The sequence below is a fragment of the Candidatus Laterigemmans baculatus genome, assembly GCF_010367455.1.
Taxonomy (GTDB): domain Bacteria; phylum Planctomycetota; class Planctomycetia; order Pirellulales; family Pirellulaceae; genus Laterigemmans; species Laterigemmans baculatus.
The window spans coordinates 1-19158 of sequence record NZ_WRPR01000009.1; the positions used below are offsets into that span (position 1 = coordinate 1).

12 protein-coding genes and 1 riboswitch are annotated in these 19158 nt (G+C 64.9%); of the genes, 6 read left to right on the plus strand and 6 right to left on the minus strand.

All coding sequences use genetic code 11. From position 1 onward, the window contains the following. Positions 1-329: 329 nt before the first annotated feature. From GNK13_RS01345 to GNK13_RS01355, 3 genes are all read right to left on the minus strand, one after another. Positions 330-1580 (minus strand): PQQ-dependent sugar dehydrogenase, encoded by a 1251-nt coding sequence (locus GNK13_RS01345; protein WP_164100638.1) that lies wholly within the window; start codon positions 1578-1580, stop codon positions 330-332. A 200-nt stretch (positions 1581-1780) separates the two neighbouring features. Further along, the gene (locus GNK13_RS01350; RefSeq protein ID WP_235934707.1) at positions 1781-2539 is read right to left on the minus strand and encodes an FKBP-type peptidyl-prolyl cis-trans isomerase; all 759 of its coding nucleotides are present in this window, start codon (positions 2537-2539) and stop codon (positions 1781-1783) included. Between the two features lie 145 nt (positions 2540-2684). Continuing rightward, positions 2685-6425, minus strand: a complete 3741-nt coding sequence (locus GNK13_RS01355; protein ID WP_164100639.1) for a response regulator — start codon at positions 6423-6425, stop codon at positions 2685-2687. A gap of 189 nt (positions 6426-6614) precedes the next feature. Then, a riboswitch (cyclic di-GMP riboswitch) is annotated at positions 6615-6728 on the plus strand. 227 nt (positions 6729-6955) lie between these two features. On the opposite strand from GNK13_RS01355, the gene GNK13_RS01360 reads away from it, so the two are divergent. The 5 genes from GNK13_RS01360 (at position 6956) to GNK13_RS01380 (ending at position 12878) form a co-directional block, all read left to right on the plus strand. Then, a complete protein-coding gene (locus tag GNK13_RS01360) occupies positions 6956-7135 on the plus strand; it encodes a Flp family type IVb pilin (RefSeq protein ID WP_164100640.1) in 180 nt (59 codons plus the stop codon). A gap of 450 nt (positions 7136-7585) precedes the next feature. Continuing rightward, complete coding sequence (locus GNK13_RS01365; RefSeq protein ID WP_164100641.1) at positions 7586-8143, plus strand: A24 family peptidase; 558 nt, start codon at positions 7586-7588, stop codon at positions 8141-8143. 458 nt (positions 8144-8601) lie between these two features. Beyond that, complete coding sequence (gene cpaB, locus GNK13_RS01370; RefSeq protein ID WP_164100642.1) at positions 8602-9726, plus strand: Flp pilus assembly protein CpaB; 1125 nt, start codon at positions 8602-8604, stop codon at positions 9724-9726. A gap of 171 nt (positions 9727-9897) precedes the next feature. After that, the gene (locus tag GNK13_RS01375) at positions 9898-11556 is read left to right on the plus strand and encodes a type II and III secretion system protein family protein (protein WP_164100643.1); all 1659 of its coding nucleotides are present in this window, start codon (positions 9898-9900) and stop codon (positions 11554-11556) included. A 101-nt stretch (positions 11557-11657) separates the two neighbouring features. Next, the gene (locus GNK13_RS01380; protein WP_164100644.1) at positions 11658-12878 is read left to right on the plus strand and encodes an AAA family ATPase; all 1221 of its coding nucleotides are present in this window, start codon (positions 11658-11660) and stop codon (positions 12876-12878) included. A gap of 80 nt (positions 12879-12958) precedes the next feature. Here GNK13_RS01380 and GNK13_RS01385 read toward each other — a convergent pair whose 3' ends face one another. Beyond that, positions 12959-14812: a UbiD family decarboxylase gene (locus GNK13_RS01385; RefSeq protein WP_164100645.1), complete on the minus strand. Its 1854-nt coding sequence runs from the start codon at positions 14810-14812 to the stop codon at positions 12959-12961. Positions 14813-15077: 265 nt separating this feature from the next. Here GNK13_RS01385 and GNK13_RS01390 point away from each other — a divergent pair, with 265 nt between their 5' ends. Then, on the plus strand, positions 15078-16541 hold the full coding sequence (locus tag GNK13_RS01390) for a leucyl aminopeptidase (protein ID WP_164100646.1): 1464 nt from the start codon (positions 15078-15080) through the stop codon (positions 16539-16541). A gap of 12 nt (positions 16542-16553) precedes the next feature. On the opposite strand, the gene GNK13_RS01395 is transcribed toward GNK13_RS01390, so the two are convergent. Together GNK13_RS01395 and truB are read right to left on the minus strand one after the other, a co-directional pair. Continuing rightward, a complete protein-coding gene (locus GNK13_RS01395) occupies positions 16554-17969 on the minus strand; it encodes a hypothetical protein (RefSeq protein ID WP_164100647.1) in 1416 nt (471 codons plus the stop codon). A gap of 240 nt (positions 17970-18209) precedes the next feature. Next, on the minus strand, positions 18210-19154 hold the full coding sequence (truB, locus tag GNK13_RS01400; protein WP_164100648.1) for a tRNA pseudouridine(55) synthase TruB: 945 nt from the start codon (positions 19152-19154) through the stop codon (positions 18210-18212). Between the last annotated feature and the right edge of the window lie 4 nt (positions 19155-19158).

Genomic DNA, 19158 nt, shown 5'->3' on the forward strand with positions numbered 1-19158 from the left:
AAAATCGTTTAACGGCAAGCCGAAGGCGACTGCTTTTTAAAACACAGTCGCCTTCGGCTTGCCGTTAAACGACTTGGTAGCCAACTGCTGGGCAATGCTGACTTTATGGCAATTCAGCGTGAGAAAGTGGCGTTGTCCAGTTAGGCCAGATCTTGCATGGGCAAATCTTTGAATCAGCCGCCACGCTTCTTGCGTCCGGTTCTCACAGCGTTTTCGGGAACCGTGGGCTAGCGCCCGGCGGCTGATGAATTATCCGGGCCAAGAGCGTGCGACAGGCGGAGCGGCGGGAGTCGATCGCTCCCGCCGCGAGGATGCGTCGCCCGTTGGCCTTACTGCTTGGCGACGAATTTGTAGATCCGGCCGCCGGAGGTCATCGTCGTCATCAGGACTTCGCCGCTGTCGGTTTGGCCGAAGGTGAAGACCGGCAGCTGCGACCAAGCGATCGGCCGATTCTCGGTCACCTGATTCTGCTCGGCGTCGTATTTCAGCGCCCACAACCGGCCGCTGACATAGTCGCCGTAGAGGTAGTAGCCATCGAGTTCCGGCGTGGCTTTGCCGCGATAGACCGCGCCGCCGGTGACCGATTTGCCCCACTCTTCGGTGTGCGGGTATTCGATCAGCGGATCGATCAGGGCTTCGCTCGGCCCGGCCCCTTCGCCATTGACGGTGAACCGGTGACCGGCTTCGCGGAGGCTCCAGCCGTAGTTCCCGCCGGGGACGATGATGTTCACTTCTTCCCACAAATTCTGGCCAACGTCGGCAGCCCAGAGGGTTCCCGTCTTTGGGTCAAAGCTCATCCGCCAGACGTTGCGGAGTCCCGAGGCATAGATTTCGGGCCAGACATTTTCGCGACCGGCAAACGGGTTGTCGGCCGGGATCGCGTAGGCCCGGTCCCCCTCGGTGCGGTCGACGTCGATCCGGAGAATCGAGCCGAGCAGCTTGCTCAGGTCCTGGCCGGCCAGCAGCGGGTCGTTGGCTTTGCCGCCATCACCGAGGCCGATGTACAAGTAGTTGTCGGGGCCGAAGACGAGCGTGCCGCCGTTGTGATTCCAGAACGGCTGCTGGATTTCGAGCAACTTTTTCTCGCTCTTGGGGTCGCCTTGGCCCGAACCGTCGCCGCGGAGCTTGAACTGCGAGATGATCGAAACGTGGGGCCGTTCGTTGGTCGTGTAGTAGACGTAAAACTGCCCGTTTTCGGCGAACTTCGGGTGGAACGCGAGTCCCAAAAATCCTTCTTCGTTTTCCCGGTCCTTATAGCTCACCCGGTCGCTGAGATCGATGAACAACTCGGGCTCTTCGACCTGCGTGTCGCTTTCGTCGATGACGTAGATTTGGCCCTGCTGGGACGCGATGAACAATCGCCCGGAGCCGTCAGCAGCTCCGGTCACGACCACCGGACGATCGATCCGCAGGTTGGGATAAGCCAGCACGACTTCGACCGGCATCGGCGAGGTGTTGAGCGAGGCGGGGGGCTCGGCCAGGTTGATCGTCGGAGAACCGGGTTCGGCCGCAGGTGCGAGCGGGAGCATGCCGCCGGCCAGCGCGGAGCCGACGAGCAGGGCAGGGAAAATGGATCGCATAGGAGAGACGCCGCTTGGGGTTGCTGAGGAAGGAAACACGGATGGAGATACTCAGGCGAGTGCGAAACACTCGCAGCGAGAGCCCACGAAAAAAGCCCGCGCGCGGAACGCATCCCACGCTTCGGGCTTTCTAGAATAACTCGATCCCGCTCCGAAGGGGCCCCGCGTTGGCGGCCGCCTTCGGTGGTTCGAGACGCGTGTCACTGCTGGAGGATGTCGAGCAGTTCCATCTCGAAGATCAGCAGTTCGTTGGGACCGATCTTCGGCGGGCTTCCCCGCTCGCCGTAGGCCAGCGCCGGCGGAACGTAGAGGGTCCACTTGTCGCCGACCTTCATCTTCGGCAACGCTTGCTGCCAGCCGGGGATCAGCTGTCCGACTTGGAATTCCGCCGGTTGGCCCCGCTGGACCGAGCTGTCGAAGACTTCACCGTTCATCAGTTTGCCGGTGTAGTGGACGCGGACGACGCTTTCGAGCGTGGGCGAAGCGCCGGTGCCGCTCTTCTCGACCTTGTACTGCAGCCCGCTGGGGAGCGTCTCCACGCCTTCCTTCTGGGCGTTTTCGGCCAAGAACTGTTTCGCTTTCTCGACGTTGGCCGCGGCGGCGTTCTGCATTTCCTGCATCCGCTGCTGGGCCTTGGCCTGGAGCATCTGCTGGACGGCTTGGCCGGCTTCGTTGAGCTGCTGCTCGTTGAGCCGCGAACCGCGGCCGCTGAGCTCGTCGGCGATCGCCATCGCCAACGATTCGACGTCGATGTCTTCGGTGGTCATGCCCTGCGAGCGCATCTGCTCACCGATCGACAAGCCGATGTAGTAACTGCCGGGATTCTGGGGGGCTTGTTGGCCGTTCGCCACGGGAGCAGCATCCTGAGCGTTAGCGCCATCTTGGGCTTGAGCGACCGGAGCCATCGCGAGCGCGCCGACGAGGGCAATCGCGAGGTGGCGGGTCTGAGAGAACATCATTTCCAGTACTCAATTGTGTAACAACGGAGATGGCGAACCTCGGATCCACGCAACAGGCGGGAATCGTTCACCAATCGAGGCTAGACCGGTCAGGATACCTGCGCCGCAGCCGTTCTGCGATATGTCGGGAGGAACTCTCGATCTATCAGGAGGAGCCTTCGGGGGCGAGGTAACCGCGGAGCCGCCCGCACCACTGGTCGGCCGCCACCTGGACCTCGGCGAGCTCATCGCCGAGCCGCTCCAATTGCTCGTCCCGCCCGGCCTGCTCAATCCGCGCCGCAGCCGCGACTTCGGGGCCGTCGCCGACGTAGCGAAAGCAGGACTTGAGGGTGTGCGCCAGCCGCCGGACCCGCTTCGCATCCCCCTCGCGAAGCGCCTCGTCCAAATTCCGGGTCGTCGTCGGCACCTCGATTAAAAAGGCTTCGATCATCGAGGAGAGCACTTCGTCGTCATGCCCGATGCGACGCTTGAAGTGCTGGACCCAGCCTTCGTCCTCGCCCGCCGCACTGGCTCGTTCGTGGCTGGCCGTGCGGAAGCCTTCCTCGACCACTGGCTCGGCCTCCGGCGTCGCTTCCGAGGGGGACTCGACGGTGGGCTTGGGTGCGGGGGAAGGGGCGAGGCGGGAAACGGCGTTGCGGACCGTTCGCAGGAGGTCGTCGCGGTGGACCGGCTTAGTCAAGAAGCCCCGCATTCCGGCATCGGCGCACCGCTGGCGATGCTGTTCGGTGACGTGAGCGGTGACGGCGATGATGACCGGCGGCGTTTGCTCGCGCGCCAGCGCGTCGGCGAGGATCGCCCGGGCGGCGTCCGCTCCATCGATATCAGGCATTTGCAGATCCATCAGGACCACATCCGGGGCTTGGCTGGCCGCGTACCGCACCGCCTCGTCGCCGTTGGCCGCCGTCGTGACGAGGTGCCCGCCGCTGACGAGCAAATCGCGGATCACGGTCCGATTGACGGGGCTGTCGTCGACGATCAGCACCCGCAGCTTCTGCGCCTCGGGGCCAGCGGCGGTGGGGGCGCCAGCGGCGGTGGGGGTGGTGGCGTCGGTCAGCGATTCCGGCTGCGGTCGGCCGAAACCGGCTGGTTGGAGACCGGCCCGTTTGGAGCCCCGTTGCTGCGAACCCGGTTGCTGCGAGCCCCGTTGGTGGGAGCCCAGTCGTTGGGGGTCCTTGGGGGCGTTTCCGAAGTCGCCGCAACTCGACTTCTGGGGGCGTTTAGCGGAGGCGGTCGGATGGGCGGCAACGAGCAACTCGTCGGGCAATACTGGTTTGATCAGCAGGGGATCCGACGGCCGGGCCGCGGTCGGCGGGGGGCTGCCGAGGTCGGTCAGCCAGACGACGTGGGGTCGCGAGGCGCCGCCGGGAATGAACCGCTCCACCTCGGCGACCGCTTGGTCGACGACCAGCAGGGCTCGGGGCGCTTCGGCGGCCGCCTGAGTCGCCGCGGCATCGGCCGGATCGACCGTGTCGACCGACCAACCACCCCGGCGGAGAGTCGCTGCGATCGTCTCTCGCTGACGCGCATTGGAGACAATGACCCAGCCGGCCGAAATTTCCTTGGCAGGCCGCTCCGGCTCGGGGGGCGAAGCTTCGTTGCCCGCTTCCAGGTACCCAGCGTGACTCCGCACATCCTGGTGGGCCGCAACCGTCAGCGGGATCGTACAGCGGAACGTGCTTCCTCGGCTCGGGGCGCTTTCGACGGCGATCGTGCCCTGCATCGCCCGCACGATCCGGTCGCTGATCGCCAGTCCCAGTCCGGTCCCGCCGAACCGCCGCGTGGTGCTGGCGTCGACTTGTTTGAACGCTTCGAAGATCGAGCTCTGGCGGTCCAGGGGAATCCCGATCCCGGTGTCGCTGACTTCCAGGATCAGCGTCAGCGTGTCGCCGGGGGACCGCCGTCGCGGTGGCTCTTCCTGCGGCGGCGGAGGGGCCAGCCGCAGCGTCAGTACGACTTCGCCGGAGCCGGTGAATTTGATCGCGTTGCCAGCCAGGTTGACGACGATCTGGCGGAGCCGGACGGTATCGCCGAGGACGTAGCGCGGCACGTCCGGGGCGATGCTGAGGATCATCTCCAAGCCCTTGCCGACCGCCCGAGCGGCCAGGCACTTGAAGGCGTCTCCGACGCAGCGGTACAGATCGAGCGGGGAATTCTCCAGTTCCATCCCGCCGGCTTCGATCCGCGAGAAATCGAGAATGTCCTCGATCACGCCGCTGAGCAGGTCGGTCGAGTGGCGGATCAGCTCGACGTACTGCCGCTGGCGGGGTGAGAGCGGAGTTTCGCTGAGCAGTTCGGAGAGCCCCAGGATGCCGCCCAGCGGGGTGCGGATCTCGTGGCTGACCCCGGCCAAAAATTCGCTTTTCGCTTCGCTCGCCCGCTCGGCCAATTCCTTGGCGATTTGCAGGTCCTGTTGCGTCTGCCGGCGAACGGTGATGTCGCGGATGAAGATCGCCAGCCCGGTCGTGTTTTCGAGCGGGATGGCGTGGGCCGAGAGTTCGGCGGGAAACGATTCGTCTTCGGCCACCTCGCCGTCGCCATCCTGAGCCGCGGCCCGCTCGGCGGGTCGGCGGAGCGAGGTCTCGCGGCGAACTCCTTGAGGCATCATCTCCCACGGCAGGACAGCAAAGCGACCGCGATGGTCGCTGCGACGGGAAGCAGCGACCGTTGCCGCGACCTCCTCCGAGTCGGCTTCGCGTCCGGTGACCGCTTCCCCGGCGGTGACGACCACCTCGTCCCCCGGCTGCGATGCGGTCTGCGATCCCGGCGGGGAAAAGTGGTCGGCGTCCTTAGGCGGATACTGGACGGCGGGCAGGAGGGTGTCGATCAGATCGCGATCGGTCAAATCGGCAGCCGAGACGCGCAGGATCCGCGCGGCTGAAGGGTTCGCTTCGACGATCCGGCCGCTGGGGCCGACCAGCAGGATGCCGTCGGCAGCCGATTCGAAGAGGGCCCGTTTGCGAGCTTCGCTGCGTCGCAACTCAATCACACTCCGCCACCGATCGGTCACGTCCCAGAAGACCGCTTGGACGCCGATCACGTTCCCCGTCGCGTCGTACTCGGGGACTTTGAGGACCTGGACGTAGTTGTTCGTGCCGTCGGGCTGCGGATTGACCTCGACCGTCTCATAGGGCTCGCCGGTCCGCATCACGCGCAAGTCGTCTTCGCGGAACTTGATCGCGGTCCACTCGGGATAGAAGTCGTAGTCGGTTTTGCCCAGGACCTCTTCGGGGCGGCGGCGGAGCAGCTCGCAAAAAGTGGGGCTGGCGTAGGTGAAAATGCCGTCGGCGTCTTTGCGGAGCAGATGCATGTGGGCGTGCTGCATCAGCGACTGCAGATGGGCTTCGCTCTCGGCCAAGCGTTGCTGCACCGAAAGCCGCTCGGCCGCTTCGCGTTTGAGCCGTTCGTAGGCGGTGCGGAGCTGTCCGGTGCGGCGGCGGACCCGATGGTGGAGCGCCCGGCGAGCCAGTTGGCGCTGTTTGCGGAGCCGCTTCTGGCTGGCGTCGTAGAGCCCCATCGCCGCCAGCGCCACGACCGTCCAGACGCGAGCCAGTTCAAAGGGTGCGGCCAGCGCCGAGCGGACCGGATCGTCGGCCGGCAGCTGGTGCACCGGAATCGTCAGCGCGTGGAGCAGGCCGGGGATGACGACCGCGGCCATCGAGATCGCCGTCAGCAGGCTCGTTCCGCGATGCGGGATCAACCGCAGGGCGAGCGGCAGCGCGGCGGCGTGGAGGATGTACAGGGCCGCTCCCGGAGAGGTCACGAAATCGACCACCGCCCAGCAAACCGCCAGCGTGATCCAGGCCGTGGTGCGAAAGGGGAGCCGCATCAGATAGCTGCGGTTGGCCGGTGAGGGACGCGGTTCTTTCAGTTCGTTCCAAGGGGGCATCTGTGGATTCCCGAGTTTCGTCACAACCGGCAGAATCGGCCTACGTTTCAGATCTTCTCAAGCGGGCGGTAAATTCCCCAGCCCGTTTTTTTTGACACCTTCGTTTCCTGTCCTAGCTTTTCGAATAGAGAGGGCAGGCCGACAGTCGGTCTGTGATCCACCGCCGCCGGCGGTGAGTCAACCTCTGCTCCTTGCTCAAGGCTAACCGATCGTGAGGTCGGGGCGCAAAGCTACGGACCCATCGGCCGCGATCCTCTCTTGACCGAGGGAGGGTTGGGGCAGGCGGGCTGCCGGGCTGCCAAGGTCAGCAGATGCGGGATTTCCACGTCCGTCACAGCCGCTTGCGGCTCGAGGCGAACGAGGGCTCCGCAAGGCTGTCGCCTGGGTGAGAACCGGGGAGACGAGGTTTGGTTTTGCCCCCACGTCGTCGGTGCGTGTCGCTCGGAGATTCGCACCGGGACCCTGCTGTTTCCCACGCACTCGAAAGACCTCGAGTCGATCGCGGTGCACCATTCTCGCTGGAGATTGTTATGCAGAAGTTCATGGAAAAGTTCGTCGTCTTCATGAAGGAAGAAGATGGTCCGACCGCGGTCGAGTACGCCGTCATGCTGGCGCTGATCGTCGTGGTCTGTCTGGGAACGATCGGCGCGATTGGTAGCGCCGCCAACACCAAGTTCCAGTCGGTCGCCGACAGCCTCAGCACCCCGTAATGCCGGGGCGTCCCGGTTCCGGGACGCGTGAGTCGCGCGATTCTGTGTGCCGCTTGGCCCTCGATCCAAGCGGATGCCCCGGGACGTGGAACGCCTGCGCTGCCACGTCCCGGAGCGGCTCTTCTGGCTGAAGCGGGGGCCTCCGAGTTCGCCTTCGCGAGTTCGCCTTCGCGGGTTCGCTCCGGGGCCCCCCCAGCAGCCTTCGCTGACACACTTTTGCTCCTGTGGTGTTCGCCATGGATTATCCGCTGCTTCCCGCCGACGCCGCTCAAAATGCATGGCAAATCACCTGCTGTGCCGTCACCCTGGTCGTGGCGATGCTCAGCTGGATCGTTTGCCCCCGCTGAATGAGTACTGAGTACTGAGTACTAGGTACTGCTTTCCGTCCGTCATCCGCTTTCCGTCCGTCATCCGCTTTCCGGGGGCTGCCGCCCGGGGACACGCACCGCTATGCAAACGCTCATTAATTCCCTCGCCGCCCACTGGCCTGTTTGGTTGGTCAGCGTGGTGTTGGTCGTTGCGGCCGTTATCGACGGCAAGATCCTCAAGGTCCCCAATTGGTTGACCTTTCCGTTCATCCTGTGCGGCTGGCTGCATGGCACCCTCCACGATGGTCTGACCGGCCTCGGCTACAGTCTACTCGGCACCTTCGTGGGGATGATGCTGCTGCTGGTCCTGCGGGCCGTCGGCGGAATGGGGGCCGGCGACGTGAAGCTGCTCGCCGGCGTCGGCGCCTGGCTCGGAGCGGCGACCACCTGGTGGGCGTTCTTGGCTACGGCCGTGGTGGGGGGCGTGATCGCCGCGGTGATGATCGCGACCAGTGGCCAGTGGCAGAAACACTGGGCGATGGCGCACCAGATTCTCAACGAATGGGTCACGATCAAGGATCCCGAAAAGCTGGCCGCGATCGCTCGCGAACGAAAGCCCCAAATGCGGTTGCTGCCTTACGGAATCCCGATGGCGATCGGCTCGATCCTCTACTTCGCCTACGCCGGGATGCTGATCTAGACGTTATCGGAAAGCACGGGATCTCGACCTTTTTGAGCCGTAGGCGCTAGCCTCGGGCCTCGCAGTCCTAGGCGTTCCGCTGCGGAACCCGCGGCTAGCGCCGTCGGCTCAGGGCTGTTCGCACCAAGCCCAACCGTGCTCGCCGCGAGCCGCTGAGATCGGAAACTGGGAAAGCTGCGTTTGAAGCGGGTTCTGGGTTCGATGGGCCGAGTCTAACGGTCGGGTATCGGTTGCTGAAGATTCGGTCTGGTCCGCTCCGAACGTTAGACCTTGAGCCCATGGTCCCCGACCGCCGCCGAAGGTGGACGCATGTTGCGGAGCGGTCGGAGAATTCCGCTCCTACCGGTCGCATCGGATGCACCGCCCACGGCACCCGCAGTGAAAAGCCTGGAGCTTCTCCAGCCGAGATGCCAATGAGTGAATGCGAAGTGGACCGCTCTCTAATCCAAATCTGAGACATGCGAAACAAATTCATCCCGCTGTTCGTCGCCTTGGTCTTCGGATCCGTCGCGGCAGTCGGTTTCACGAAGATGATGAAAGCAAGTCCGAAGGCCGAGACGGTTGAAATCTTCGTAGCGGTTCGCGATATCAACGTTGCTGAGGAATTGACGCAGGAGAGCATTCGGCTGGCCCACTGGCCTGCCGCCGCGGTGCCTCGCGACGCGATCCTCGACTGGAAGGCGATGGAAGGCAAGTTTGCTTCGCAGCGATTGTACGCCGAAGAGCCGATCGTGCTGCGGAAACTGATGGATTCGAAAGACACCAAGACGGTCGACATTCCCAAGGGCTTCAACGTCGTCACTCTCAAGACCGATGAGGCGAGCAGCGTCGCCAACCTGGTTTCGCCCGGGGACCGGGTCAACGTGATCGGGTTTTTCACCAAGAGCGACGTCGTCCCGGCGACGACCACCCGAACCGTGCTGAGCGGCGTAAAAGTGTTCGCGGTCGACGGGCGCACCAGCCGTGAGGAAGACGAGGAAGCAGCGGGCAAGGCGGCTCGGACCGTCTCGCTGCTGATCCATGCCGGGGACGCCGAGGCGTGGACGTGTGCCAAGGAGTTGGGCAAGATCAGCTTGAGCCTGGGGCGACCCGACGACGGCGATACGAGCCCGGGCGAGCCGTCCGGCCCCAACACCGCGGGGCAAGAATTCCTCGCTTGGCTCGCCGCCCATCAAGAGGCCAAAAATCGCGAGGCGGAACCGAAGGCATCACCGCTCCGGTTCCTCTCAGCCATCCCGACGCCAATCGCACCGCCGACCGTCATCACTCCTCCGGCGCCCGCAGCCCCCGCCGTCAAGGAGGAGCCCGAGCTCCCAGCGGCTCCGGCGGAACCGGCCGCTCCGGCGGTCTCCCACCGGATGGTCAAGATCGGCCCTGAGGGGCAGATGCAGGTATTCACGTGGATCGAAGGCAACCCGATTCCGCAGATCAGCAGCGGCGAGCCGGGAGTGGCACCGGCCGGAGTGCCGAGTCCGTCGACGAACCTCGCCCCGAGCTCCGGCTCCGATGCCGCTTCGCCGCTCGACTACTTGCACGGGGAGGAGAGCCCCCTGTACGCCCCGACCGAACAACCGACCTCCTGATTGACACCGTAGCCGTAGCCTTTGTCCGCTCGTTCCTGATTCGTTCCTGCAATTTTTCGTATCGCACTTTTCCAACACTCGACGACGACTGGCTCTCCGCGTGCTGCTTCTTTGCGAAGCCGCGGTGGATGGCATGGATGGAATCCACGGTCACGCAAGGAAGCATTCACGATGGTTGTGAACTACAAAAAGCGCCGGAGGGCTCTGGTCGTTCTGCTGGCCGGACTCCTGCTCGGGGCCGCCTCGGCGAGCGATCTGCGAGCTCAAACCGCGACGCCGGTCAGTGCTTCCGCGGTCAACTACAACGTGACCCATTCGGTCGAGCAGTTGCAGATGATCGTCAAGAGCAGCCGAATCTTGACGCTGGACAAACCGATCCCCAAGTTCCAGGTCCAGAACGAACAGATCCTGTCGGCCACGCCGATCTCGAGCAACCAGATTCAGGTCTCCGCGCTCGCCCCCGGGATGACGCAGCTGAATCTGTGGGACAGCGAAGACCAGTTGTACACGGTCGACGTGGCAATCTCCGCCGACGCTCGCGAGGTCGAGGGAATTTTGGCGACCCAGTTCCCCGGGAGCAACTTGCGGGTCACCGCCCTCTCCAAGGGAGCTGTTCTTTCGGGGACCGTCACCAATGTCGATGACGTCGATCGCGCCCTTCAGATCGTCGAGCAGTTCTACGCGCAGGTCGTCACGAATGTCCGCGTCGTCGGTGTGCAGCAGATCATGCTGCACACCAAAATCATGGAAGTTTCGCGGACGAAGTTTCGCGAGCTGGGCGTCGACTGGGTGCTCTCCGATCCGGTCGCCGGCACGGGAGTGGTGTTCGGGGCGGGCGGCTTGATCGACGCTCCGGCGACCGATTTCACCACGATCGCTCCGCTCGGACTGCAGGCCAACACTCGAATCGCCGCTTCGTTCGGTCGCACCGATCTGGACGTTCTGATCAAGGCGCTCCGCCAAAACGAACTGGTCAAAGTCTTGGCCGAACCGACCGTCGTCGCCACCCATGGCCGCCCGGCTCGGTTCATCGTCGGCGGTAAAGTCCCCTACATCGTCCCCACCGGAAACGGTTCGGTCTCGGTGCAGTACGAAGAGTTCGGGACCTCGGTCGACTTCATGCCCTTCGTCGTCGGGCCCGGACGGGTGCGGTTGGAAGTCCGGCCGGAAGTCAGCGAACCCGACCCCACTCGCTCGCTGACGGCGCAGGGGATCGCGATTCCCGCTTTCCGCCAGCGATACGTCGAAACCGCCGTGGAGATGAACGCCGGCCAGACGTTCGCGATCGCCGGTTTGTTGCAGACCCGCGTCGAAGCGACCTCGCGGGCAACGCCCTTCTTCGGCGAATTGCCGGTCATCGGAACTCTCTTCCGCCGCGTCAGGGAAGAGAACAACGAGATCGAACTGCTGATTACCGTGACTCCGGAATTGGCCGAAGCGATGGATCCGATGCAGGTCCCGCTCGGCGGACCGGGAATGAACTCCGCTTCGCCGACCGACAAGGAGTTGTACATCGACGGGCACCTCGAAGTGCCGCGGACCGATGATCTCTGCCCGGCACCGGGCTACAACCCGCCCCACGGGCACCTTGGCACGCATGGGCACCATAACGCGCACGGGCACCTGGGGGCACCTGGGCAATATCCGACTCATGGGCATCCTACAGTCCATGGGCACTACCCGGTGCCGGATCACCATGCGGTGCAGGGGGGCGAGATCGTCGAACCGCTCGGGAGCGCGACACCCATCGTGCCGAGTGAGCGGCCCACGCACATTGCACCGGGTGTGATGATCATGTCACCTTCGGAGGATCCGGATGACGAGCCGTAGGGAGTCTCGCCGATAAAACTTCCCGGCTGATAAGACTTTCCGCTCGTTGAATTCCCCGTCGGCCTGCCACGCACGTCCTTCACGTCCAGAATTTGTATCCCATGAGTACCGTCCTCCGACTCGCGATCGTCGACCCGCACGACAACACGCGGGAGTCACTCAAAACCATGCTGATGGGCATGGAGATGGTGTGGCTGGAAGCGGAATGCTCGCGGTACGAGTTCTTTCCGGATGTAATCCGCGAAACCGCTCCGGACATCGGCGTGGTTTCGCTCGACAGCAACCCGGAGCAAGCCATCGAACTGGTCCGTCGCCTTTCGAGCGAGGTTCCAGGGACGATCCTGTTGGTCGCCTCGAGCCATACCGACGGGCAGCTGATCCTCCGCTCGATGCGGGCCGGGGCGCGGGAGTTCTTGACGCTGCCGATTACCGCCGAAGAGCTTGGGACGGCGCTTGAGCGCGTCGGGGCGACCAAATTTGCCTCCGGTGATGGCAAGAGCCGAACCTGCCAAGTGATCTCGGTCGCTGGTGCCACTGGAGGCGTCGGATCGACCAGTATCGCGGTGAATCTCGGCTGCATGCTGGCAAGCCAACCGGGGAATTCGGTGGCACTGGTCGATTTGGATTTGGCTTTGGGCGACGCCGACGTCTTCCTCGACTCGATCCCCGACTACACGTTGGCGGATGTTTCGCAGAGCGTCTCGCGGCTCGACATTCAGCTTCTCAAACGCTCGCTCACCAAACACCAAACCGGATTGTATTTGCTCCCGCGACCGGTCGAGCTGCAAGATTCCCAAATGATCACGGCTGAAGGGATGCACAAGGTGCTCGGCCTCCTCAAAGCCTCCTTCACACACCTGATTATCGACCTTTCTAAAACCTATAGTGCGATCGATATGACCGCGCTCGAATTGTCGAATCATGTGATTCTGATCAGCCAGCTCGACTTGCCATGCTTGCGGAACGTCGTGCGGTTGTTGATGAGCTTTGATGAGATCGAGGGCTTGAAGGAGAAAGTCCAGATCGTCGTCAACCGAGCCGATTTGGAGTCGGGACAGATCAGTCTCAAAAAAGCTAAAGAGACGATCGGCCGCGATATCTTTGCGCAGCTGCCGAACGACTACCGGACAATGGTCGAAGTCCGCAACAATGGCGTTCCCCTGGTCACGCAGGCTCCCAAGGCAGCCATCACGCAGGCCCTGCGCGATCTAATCGTGAAGCTGATCGGCAATCCGAAGGGGGAAGGCGAGGAGCCGGAGGAAGCCGAAAAGGTCGCGACCGGCGGCTGGCGAAAATTCTGGCCCGGGCAGAAATCGAGCTAGGCTCTATCAGCCCAGCAAGCCTCACGTTCTTTCTTCACCCTCCCGGGGGGAGGGTGACGTGTCGGTTCGTCTGACAGAGCCTAGAGGTATTGAGCCAGCTCGCCGCCGCGAGTCGCTCGGGCGTCGACTCGTTTTTGGATCTTGGGATCTTCGACCAGCGGCGGAGCGTGATGGGGTTTGCGGCGAGCATCGATCACCATCGAGCCGCGGCAGCCCCAGTGGCGGTGGACCGTTTCAGCGGCGATCCCATCGATATCGCTCGCCGGATTGCTGCGAGTGAACGTTACCCACAGCCAGTTTTCCAGCCGTTCCGCTGCAAACCGGGCGTCGTCAACCAGCGTGACCAGCGGAAAACGATTGATCGGATCGGTCGCTGAAAACGCGTCGCAGAATTCTCTGGCCGCCGTGGCTCGCTCGGATCCGCCCGTCGTTGCGGAGCCAGTGGCGGAGGGAGCCGTGATCGCCAGAATCCCGGGAGCGACGACTCGCGGATCGTGATAGCCCGGCGGGAGCCGCAGCTCGCCGGGAAGTTCCGTCGGCAGTTCCCGCAGCGGAGCGCCGGTGGCTGCAATGACGACCTTGCTTCCACGGTTGAGCCCTTCGCCCGAGTAATCGAGGGTGTCGATCGTGGTTCGGGTTTGGAAGTGCAGGTCGCGCCGCCAGTCGACGCGGCGGAGCAAGTGCTCGAGGAACCGTGGGACGCAGTCGACTCGCAGCGCCGGATCATCCGCACCGTTGACGATCATCAGATACTTGGCCAGCGACAGTTGACCGTTGCCGAGGATCGCGTGCGCCTGGGTCAGCAGCTCGGCCGGCTCGGTGGTTTCGAGGAACGGCATGTACCGCTCGCTGCCGATCGCCAGCAGCAGCGGATGGACGCCGGCGGCATCCACGGCATGCACCGCTTGGACCCCGGGGATCACCGTCGGGATGATCGGACCGGTCAATTCGTGGATCAGTTCTCCGAACGTAGTATCCTCTTGCGGCGGGCGTCCGACGACGGTGAACGGCCAAACCGCACCCTCGCGATGCCACACCCGTTCGACGTGCAGCACCGGGAAGTCGTGCTGCAGGCTGTAGTATCCGAGGTGGTCGCCAAAGGGGCCTTCGGGTTTGGACTCCCCCGGAACAATGTGACCGCGAATCGCAAAGTCGGCGTCGGCGTACACGGGGGCCTTTCCGGGTTCGACGATCATGCGGATCCGGCGACCGGCCAGGGCACCAGCGAAAGTCAGTTCGGTCAGCCCCTCGGGCAGCGGCATCACCGCTGCCAAAGTCATCGCGGGAGAACCGCCGACGGTGACGGCGACGCGGAGCGCTTCGCCGCGCGCCAGCGCCGCGCGGTGGTGGACGCCGATCCCGCGATGGATTTGGTAATGCAAACCGACTTCGTCCGCGGCGTACTGGTTGCCGGCGAGCTGAACGCGGTACATCCCGAGGTTGATCCGCATCAAGTTGCCTGCCGCTTCGGGATCTTCGCTGAGGACTTGCGGAAGGGTCACAAACGCTCCGCCGTCGTCGGGCCACGACTGGATCTGGGGGAGCTCGTCGATGCGGCAGCGGTGGGCCTGGACTGGACCGCGAGAAACCCGCTGGGGCAGCATCCGCAGCGCCGCCAGCGGGACGCTCGCATACCGCCAAGGGTGCCGCGGAAGGGCTTGGGGATCGATCTTCAACTCGACCAGACGCCGCACCGACTCGAGCGTGTCGCGAAACAGGTAGCGGGCTTGGTCGAGCGAACCGAACAGGTTGGAGACGCAGGGGAATCCGCAGCCGCGGACGCGGGGGAAGTAGACCGCCGGTCCGCCGCGGGCATAGACCCGCCGCTGAATCTCCGCCATTTCGAGGAACGAGTCGACTTCGTCTTCGCACTCCACCAGGCGGCCCCCCCGGCGTAGATCCTCGACGACCTCTCGAGTGCTGCGGTGTTTCATGGGAGTTTGCCGCGCTGAGCGGGTCGAGGGCGGGAGTGGGCGAGGGCGTGGTGGGACAAACGGGACGGACGCGCTAGACTGGGCGTCTGTCGGGAAACCCGGGGCTTTTGGTCCTTTTGAGCCGTAGGCGCTAGCCTCGGGCCTCGCGACCCTGGGTTTTCCGCTGCGGAACCCGCGGCTAGCGCCGTCGGCTCAGTGTTCTCTGACGGCGTCCCTCGACACTCCCCCTTTTTACGCCCCTTTGAATTATCAGGATGCATCAGGAATGAAGACATCGGCGATCGACGGCGACGGAGTCTCGATGGAATGCGACGCGCTGGTCATCGGCCTCGACGCCGAAGGTAAGCTCGGAAGCTCCGGAGTGAAAGCCGACCAGAGCGGAGGCGGCTGGCTTTCGCGAGCGATTGCCCGTGGCGATTTGTCGGGGAAACGGGGCGAGGCGGTTCTGCTTCCCTCGCCGCTGGAACGCGGACCGGCAGCCTTTTTAGTCGTCGGAACCGGAGACGCCACCGCCGGTGGTAGCCCAGCAGGAGCGGCGTTCGAGATCGGAGCCGCGGCGATGCGCCGGCTTGCCGACCGAGCTCGCGGCGAGGTGGTTTTCTCGCTCAGCGATGTCATCACCGGCGAAGCGAACCGGCGGAACCTGGTCTGTGGAGCGGTCGCGGGTACGGCTGGTCAGGATTTGTACCAGCGCGAACGGAAGCTCCATCCGCCGGCTTCCGTCCAGTTCGCCGGCTTCAGCGAAACGAGCGTCCGCGAGGGGACGATCGTCGGCGAAGCGATGAACCTGACGCGTCGGTTGGTCAACGAGCCAGCGTGCGTGATCTATCCCAGCTCGTTTGCCGACGAAGCGACGAAACTCGGCGAGGCGTGCGGACTGGAGGTTGAGGTCTGGGACGAGAGCCGACTGGAACAGGAGAATTGCCGAGCGCTGCTGGCCGTCGGCCGCGGGTCGGCCCGGGAGAGCCGCTTGGTCAAACTTCGATACCAGGGTGCCGGAGACGACCGCCCGCCGATCGCCCTGGTCGGCAAAGGAGTGACTTTCGATAGCGGCGGGTTGTCGATCAAACCGAGCGACGGAATGCTCACCATGAAGTGCGACATGGCCGGAGCCGCGACAGTGCTCGGCGTGATCTCGGCGGCGGCTCGCTTGGGGATCAAAGAGAATATCGTGGGGCTGGTCGGGCTGGCGGAAAACATGGTCGCCGGCGACTCGTTCAAGCTCGGCGACGTGCTCCACACCCGCAGCGGCAAAACGGTCGAGGTGCACAATACCGACGCCGAGGGACGACTCGTCCTGGCCGACACCCTCGACGTGGCTCTCGAGGAATCGCCGCGGGGGATCGTGGACTTGGCCACGCTGACCGGAGCTTGCGTGGTCGCCCTCGGCGTGGACGTCTGCGGCCTGTTTACCAACAATCGGCCGCTGCTCGATTCGGTTCGCCGGGCTGCCGGAGAGGCCGGCGAACCGGTGTGGGAACTGCCGATGTTCGACTTCTACGCCGAGCAGATTCGCAGCAAAGTCGCCGACATTAAGAACGTCGGGGAGGGACGTTGGGGCGGAGCAATCACGGCCGCCAAGTTCCTCGAGGAGTTCGTTGCGGGAACGCCCTGGGTCCACATCGACATCGCCGGCCCCGCATTCGCCGACAATCCGAAACCGATGCGCGACGCCGGAGCGACCGGCGTCATGGTCCGGTCGCTCGTGAACCTGCTCGAGAACGGCTGAGCGCGGGCCAGCTCAGCGTCGCAGCGGAGCCGCTTCGGCCGGTGCCGCTTTGGCGACGCGGTCGAGCGAGGTGCCCCAGGAGCGGAGCGCCGCGGCGACGCTTTCCAGTTGCCCGGCAGCCGACAGCAGGGCGTTGGCGGCGACGGCCAATTCCACTTTCTCCGCTGGCCGCTGGGGATTGAGCGCCGGGGGAGCCGCCGGTTGCGGCTGCGGTGCGACGGCGCGGGCCAGGATCGGCATCACCGGCTCGGCGGCAGCGGCGACGTTCTGCTCCAGCTCGATGCTCCAGCGGGCCACCTGGTCGCCGATCTGCTCGGCCTCGAGGCGGCTGCGGATCGGGCCCTGCGGATCGAGGGCCTGGTCGACCTGGGAGATGACCTCTTGCATCCAGCAATGCAGCGGCAGCGGCGGCTGCAGCGTTTTGACCCAGTCGCGGAGGGCGGCCCAATCGGTGCCCCCCGGAGCCAGGGGCAGGAGCGAAGCCGCCGCCACTTCCTCCGTTTCCGCCTCGCCCACCTCGGCCACTCGGCCCACCTCGGCCACTCGGTCCACCTCGGCCACTTTGGGGGCGGTGAACAGCGAGCGGTTTTCGAGCGGACAGGATCGCCGCACGCTGAACGGGAGCAACCGCAACCGCAGCGGTTCGTCGGCCCGCAGATCGTAGGGAAGGTACTCTTCCTCCAGGATCGTGATCACCGGGGAACTGCCGACGAACCGCTCTGCCTCGGCGGAGGCGTTTTGCTCGCCCTTGCCCTCTGCCGCCGCCGCCGCCGCCGCCTCCGCCGCCAACTCGCCACCGCGAGCCAGCGTCCCGCACTCGGCCAATTCGCTCCACTTGGCCAACTCGCGGCACTCCTCCCACTCGCCCTCGTCCCAGGGGTGGGCATCCCACGCTTGCCCCGCCTGCTTGCCCCCTTCGGCCTCCGCACCCCGGGAGGCAGAGACGCGGGAAGGTTCCGCGGCGGGAGGGGCTGCCGCGTCGCTCGCGAGCCTCATTCCTCCGCAGCCAACCGGTCCCTGCTCAGCCGGTTGCTGCTTTGCGGCGTCCGCTGATTCGTCGACAGGGCACTCGACGTAGCAGGCGGGGGTCCCTTCGTCGACGGGGGTGCCTTCATCGCCTCTGGCGGCAGGCGTCACAACCTGGTCGGCAACGGCTGGCATTGCGGCGGAGGCGTCAGCGACTCGGATCGCAGTCTCGAGCGGGTCGGCTCCGAGGGCCACCAGTCCCGCCGGTCCGGCTCCGGGAGCGATCTCCGCGGCGAGCCGGCCATGGGCTCCCTCGGCCAGCATGCTTCGCGCCTCGAGCGCGACCGGCGCCATGTGGGGCGGACCCATGTAGGTCTGGGCGCTGGCGTAGCTGGGCAACGAAGCGCCAGGGAAAGCGATCAGGGCTAACGAAGCGAGCCAGGCACGTAGCGATCGAGGCATAGCGGCTGTCCTCCTGACAAACCCGGGTGCGCCGCAGCGACGGCATGGGGTGCATGCACCCTTGGACGGGTCCGTTTGTGGGGTGGGTGAGTGTGCGGGTGAAGGACGTGCGGTCCGGTGCTTGCAGAGCGATGCGCTGAGCCTCGCTCCCGTCCTCCACACCCGCTATCGGCCCCCCTCAGTCGCCGCCGTTACCTTGCCAGCTAGGGAAAATAGCCCGAATGCCTGCGACCGGCCCGTTTAGGCGGTTGGTGCGGGTTGGTCGGGCCGGGGAAAGACGCGGCGCGGTCCCCAGCCGCCATCGCGCGGGATCAAGATCGCTTGCAGCTGCCCGCCGGGAGCGAGCGCCGCGAGCTCTTCGGCAATCGCCCGCTCGGCTTCATCCCGAGGCGAAGGCGGCCACGGGCAGGCTTCGAGTGGGGGCGTCCAGCCATGACGGATCGTGCGGCCGTGCAGGATCTCGACCTGTTCCTCGTCGGTCAGCTGCACCTGCCGTAGCATCCGCGTGCCCTCGCTTGGCGGGCGGAGCCAAGCTGCCGCTACGCCGCCGCTGCGAATCTCGTGCAGCGGATGCGCCTCGTCGATCGTGAACGGCCCCACGGCCGTCCGCCGCAGCGAACTCATTACGGCTCGGGTGCCGCAGAGGGCCGCGAGATCGACCCCCAGGCTGCGGATGTAGGTCCCGCTTCCGCACTCGATCACGGCCCGCACGTTGGGGAATTCATAGGCGACGATTTCGAACCGGTGGACGTCGACGGTGCGGCTCGGCAGTGTCATCTCCTGGGCAGCACGGGCCGCCTTGTAGGCCCGCTTGCCGCCGACTTTGACGGCCGAATAAAGCGGGGGCGTTTGCTCGATCCGGCCGGTCAGTCGCGCCGCCGCCGCAACGATCTCGTCCTGCGTCGGCTGGTGGAGCGTCGGATGCTCGGTGGGGGGAAACTCGAGATCCGCCGAGGGGCTGGAGTGCCCCAAGAGAAATGTCGCCTCGTACGTCTTGGGATAGAGATGCAGGTAGGGAACCAGCCGCGATGCCGGTCCCACCGCTAGCACCAAAACCCCTTCGGCCAGCGGATCGAGCGTCCCGGCATGACCGACTTTGGCAGGCCGCAACCGCCGGGCGACCACATCCACCACGTCCCGCGAAGTTGCCCCCACGGGCTTGTTGCAATTCAGAATCCCAAACATTGAC

Coding starts and splice junctions, on each gene's coding strand:
- GNK13_RS01345 (WP_164100638.1), bottom strand. CDS start 1,580: ATGCGATCCATTTTCCCTGCCCTGCTCGTCGGCTCCGCGCTGGCCGGC.
- GNK13_RS01350 (WP_235934707.1), bottom strand. CDS start 2,539: ATGATGTTCTCTCAGACCCGCCACCTCGCGATTGCCCTCGTCGGCGCG.
- GNK13_RS01355 (WP_164100639.1), bottom strand. CDS start 6,425: ATGCCCCCTTGGAACGAACTGAAAGAACCGCGTCCCTCACCGGCCAAC.
- GNK13_RS01360 (WP_164100640.1), top strand. CDS start 6,956: ATGCAGAAGTTCATGGAAAAGTTCGTCGTCTTCATGAAGGAAGAAGAT.
- GNK13_RS01365 (WP_164100641.1), top strand. CDS start 7,586: ATGCAAACGCTCATTAATTCCCTCGCCGCCCACTGGCCTGTTTGGTTG.
- cpaB (WP_164100642.1), top strand. CDS start 8,602: ATGCGAAACAAATTCATCCCGCTGTTCGTCGCCTTGGTCTTCGGATCC.
- GNK13_RS01375 (WP_164100643.1), top strand. CDS start 9,898: ATGGTTGTGAACTACAAAAAGCGCCGGAGGGCTCTGGTCGTTCTGCTG.
- GNK13_RS01380 (WP_164100644.1), top strand. CDS start 11,658: ATGAGTACCGTCCTCCGACTCGCGATCGTCGACCCGCACGACAACACG.
- GNK13_RS01385 (WP_164100645.1), bottom strand. CDS start 14,812: ATGAAACACCGCAGCACTCGAGAGGTCGTCGAGGATCTACGCCGGGGG.
- GNK13_RS01390 (WP_164100646.1), top strand. CDS start 15,078: ATGAAGACATCGGCGATCGACGGCGACGGAGTCTCGATGGAATGCGAC.
- GNK13_RS01395 (WP_164100647.1), bottom strand. CDS start 17,969: ATGCCTCGATCGCTACGTGCCTGGCTCGCTTCGTTAGCCCTGATCGCT.
- truB (WP_164100648.1), bottom strand. CDS start 19,154: ATGTTTGGGATTCTGAATTGCAACAAGCCCGTGGGGGCAACTTCGCGG.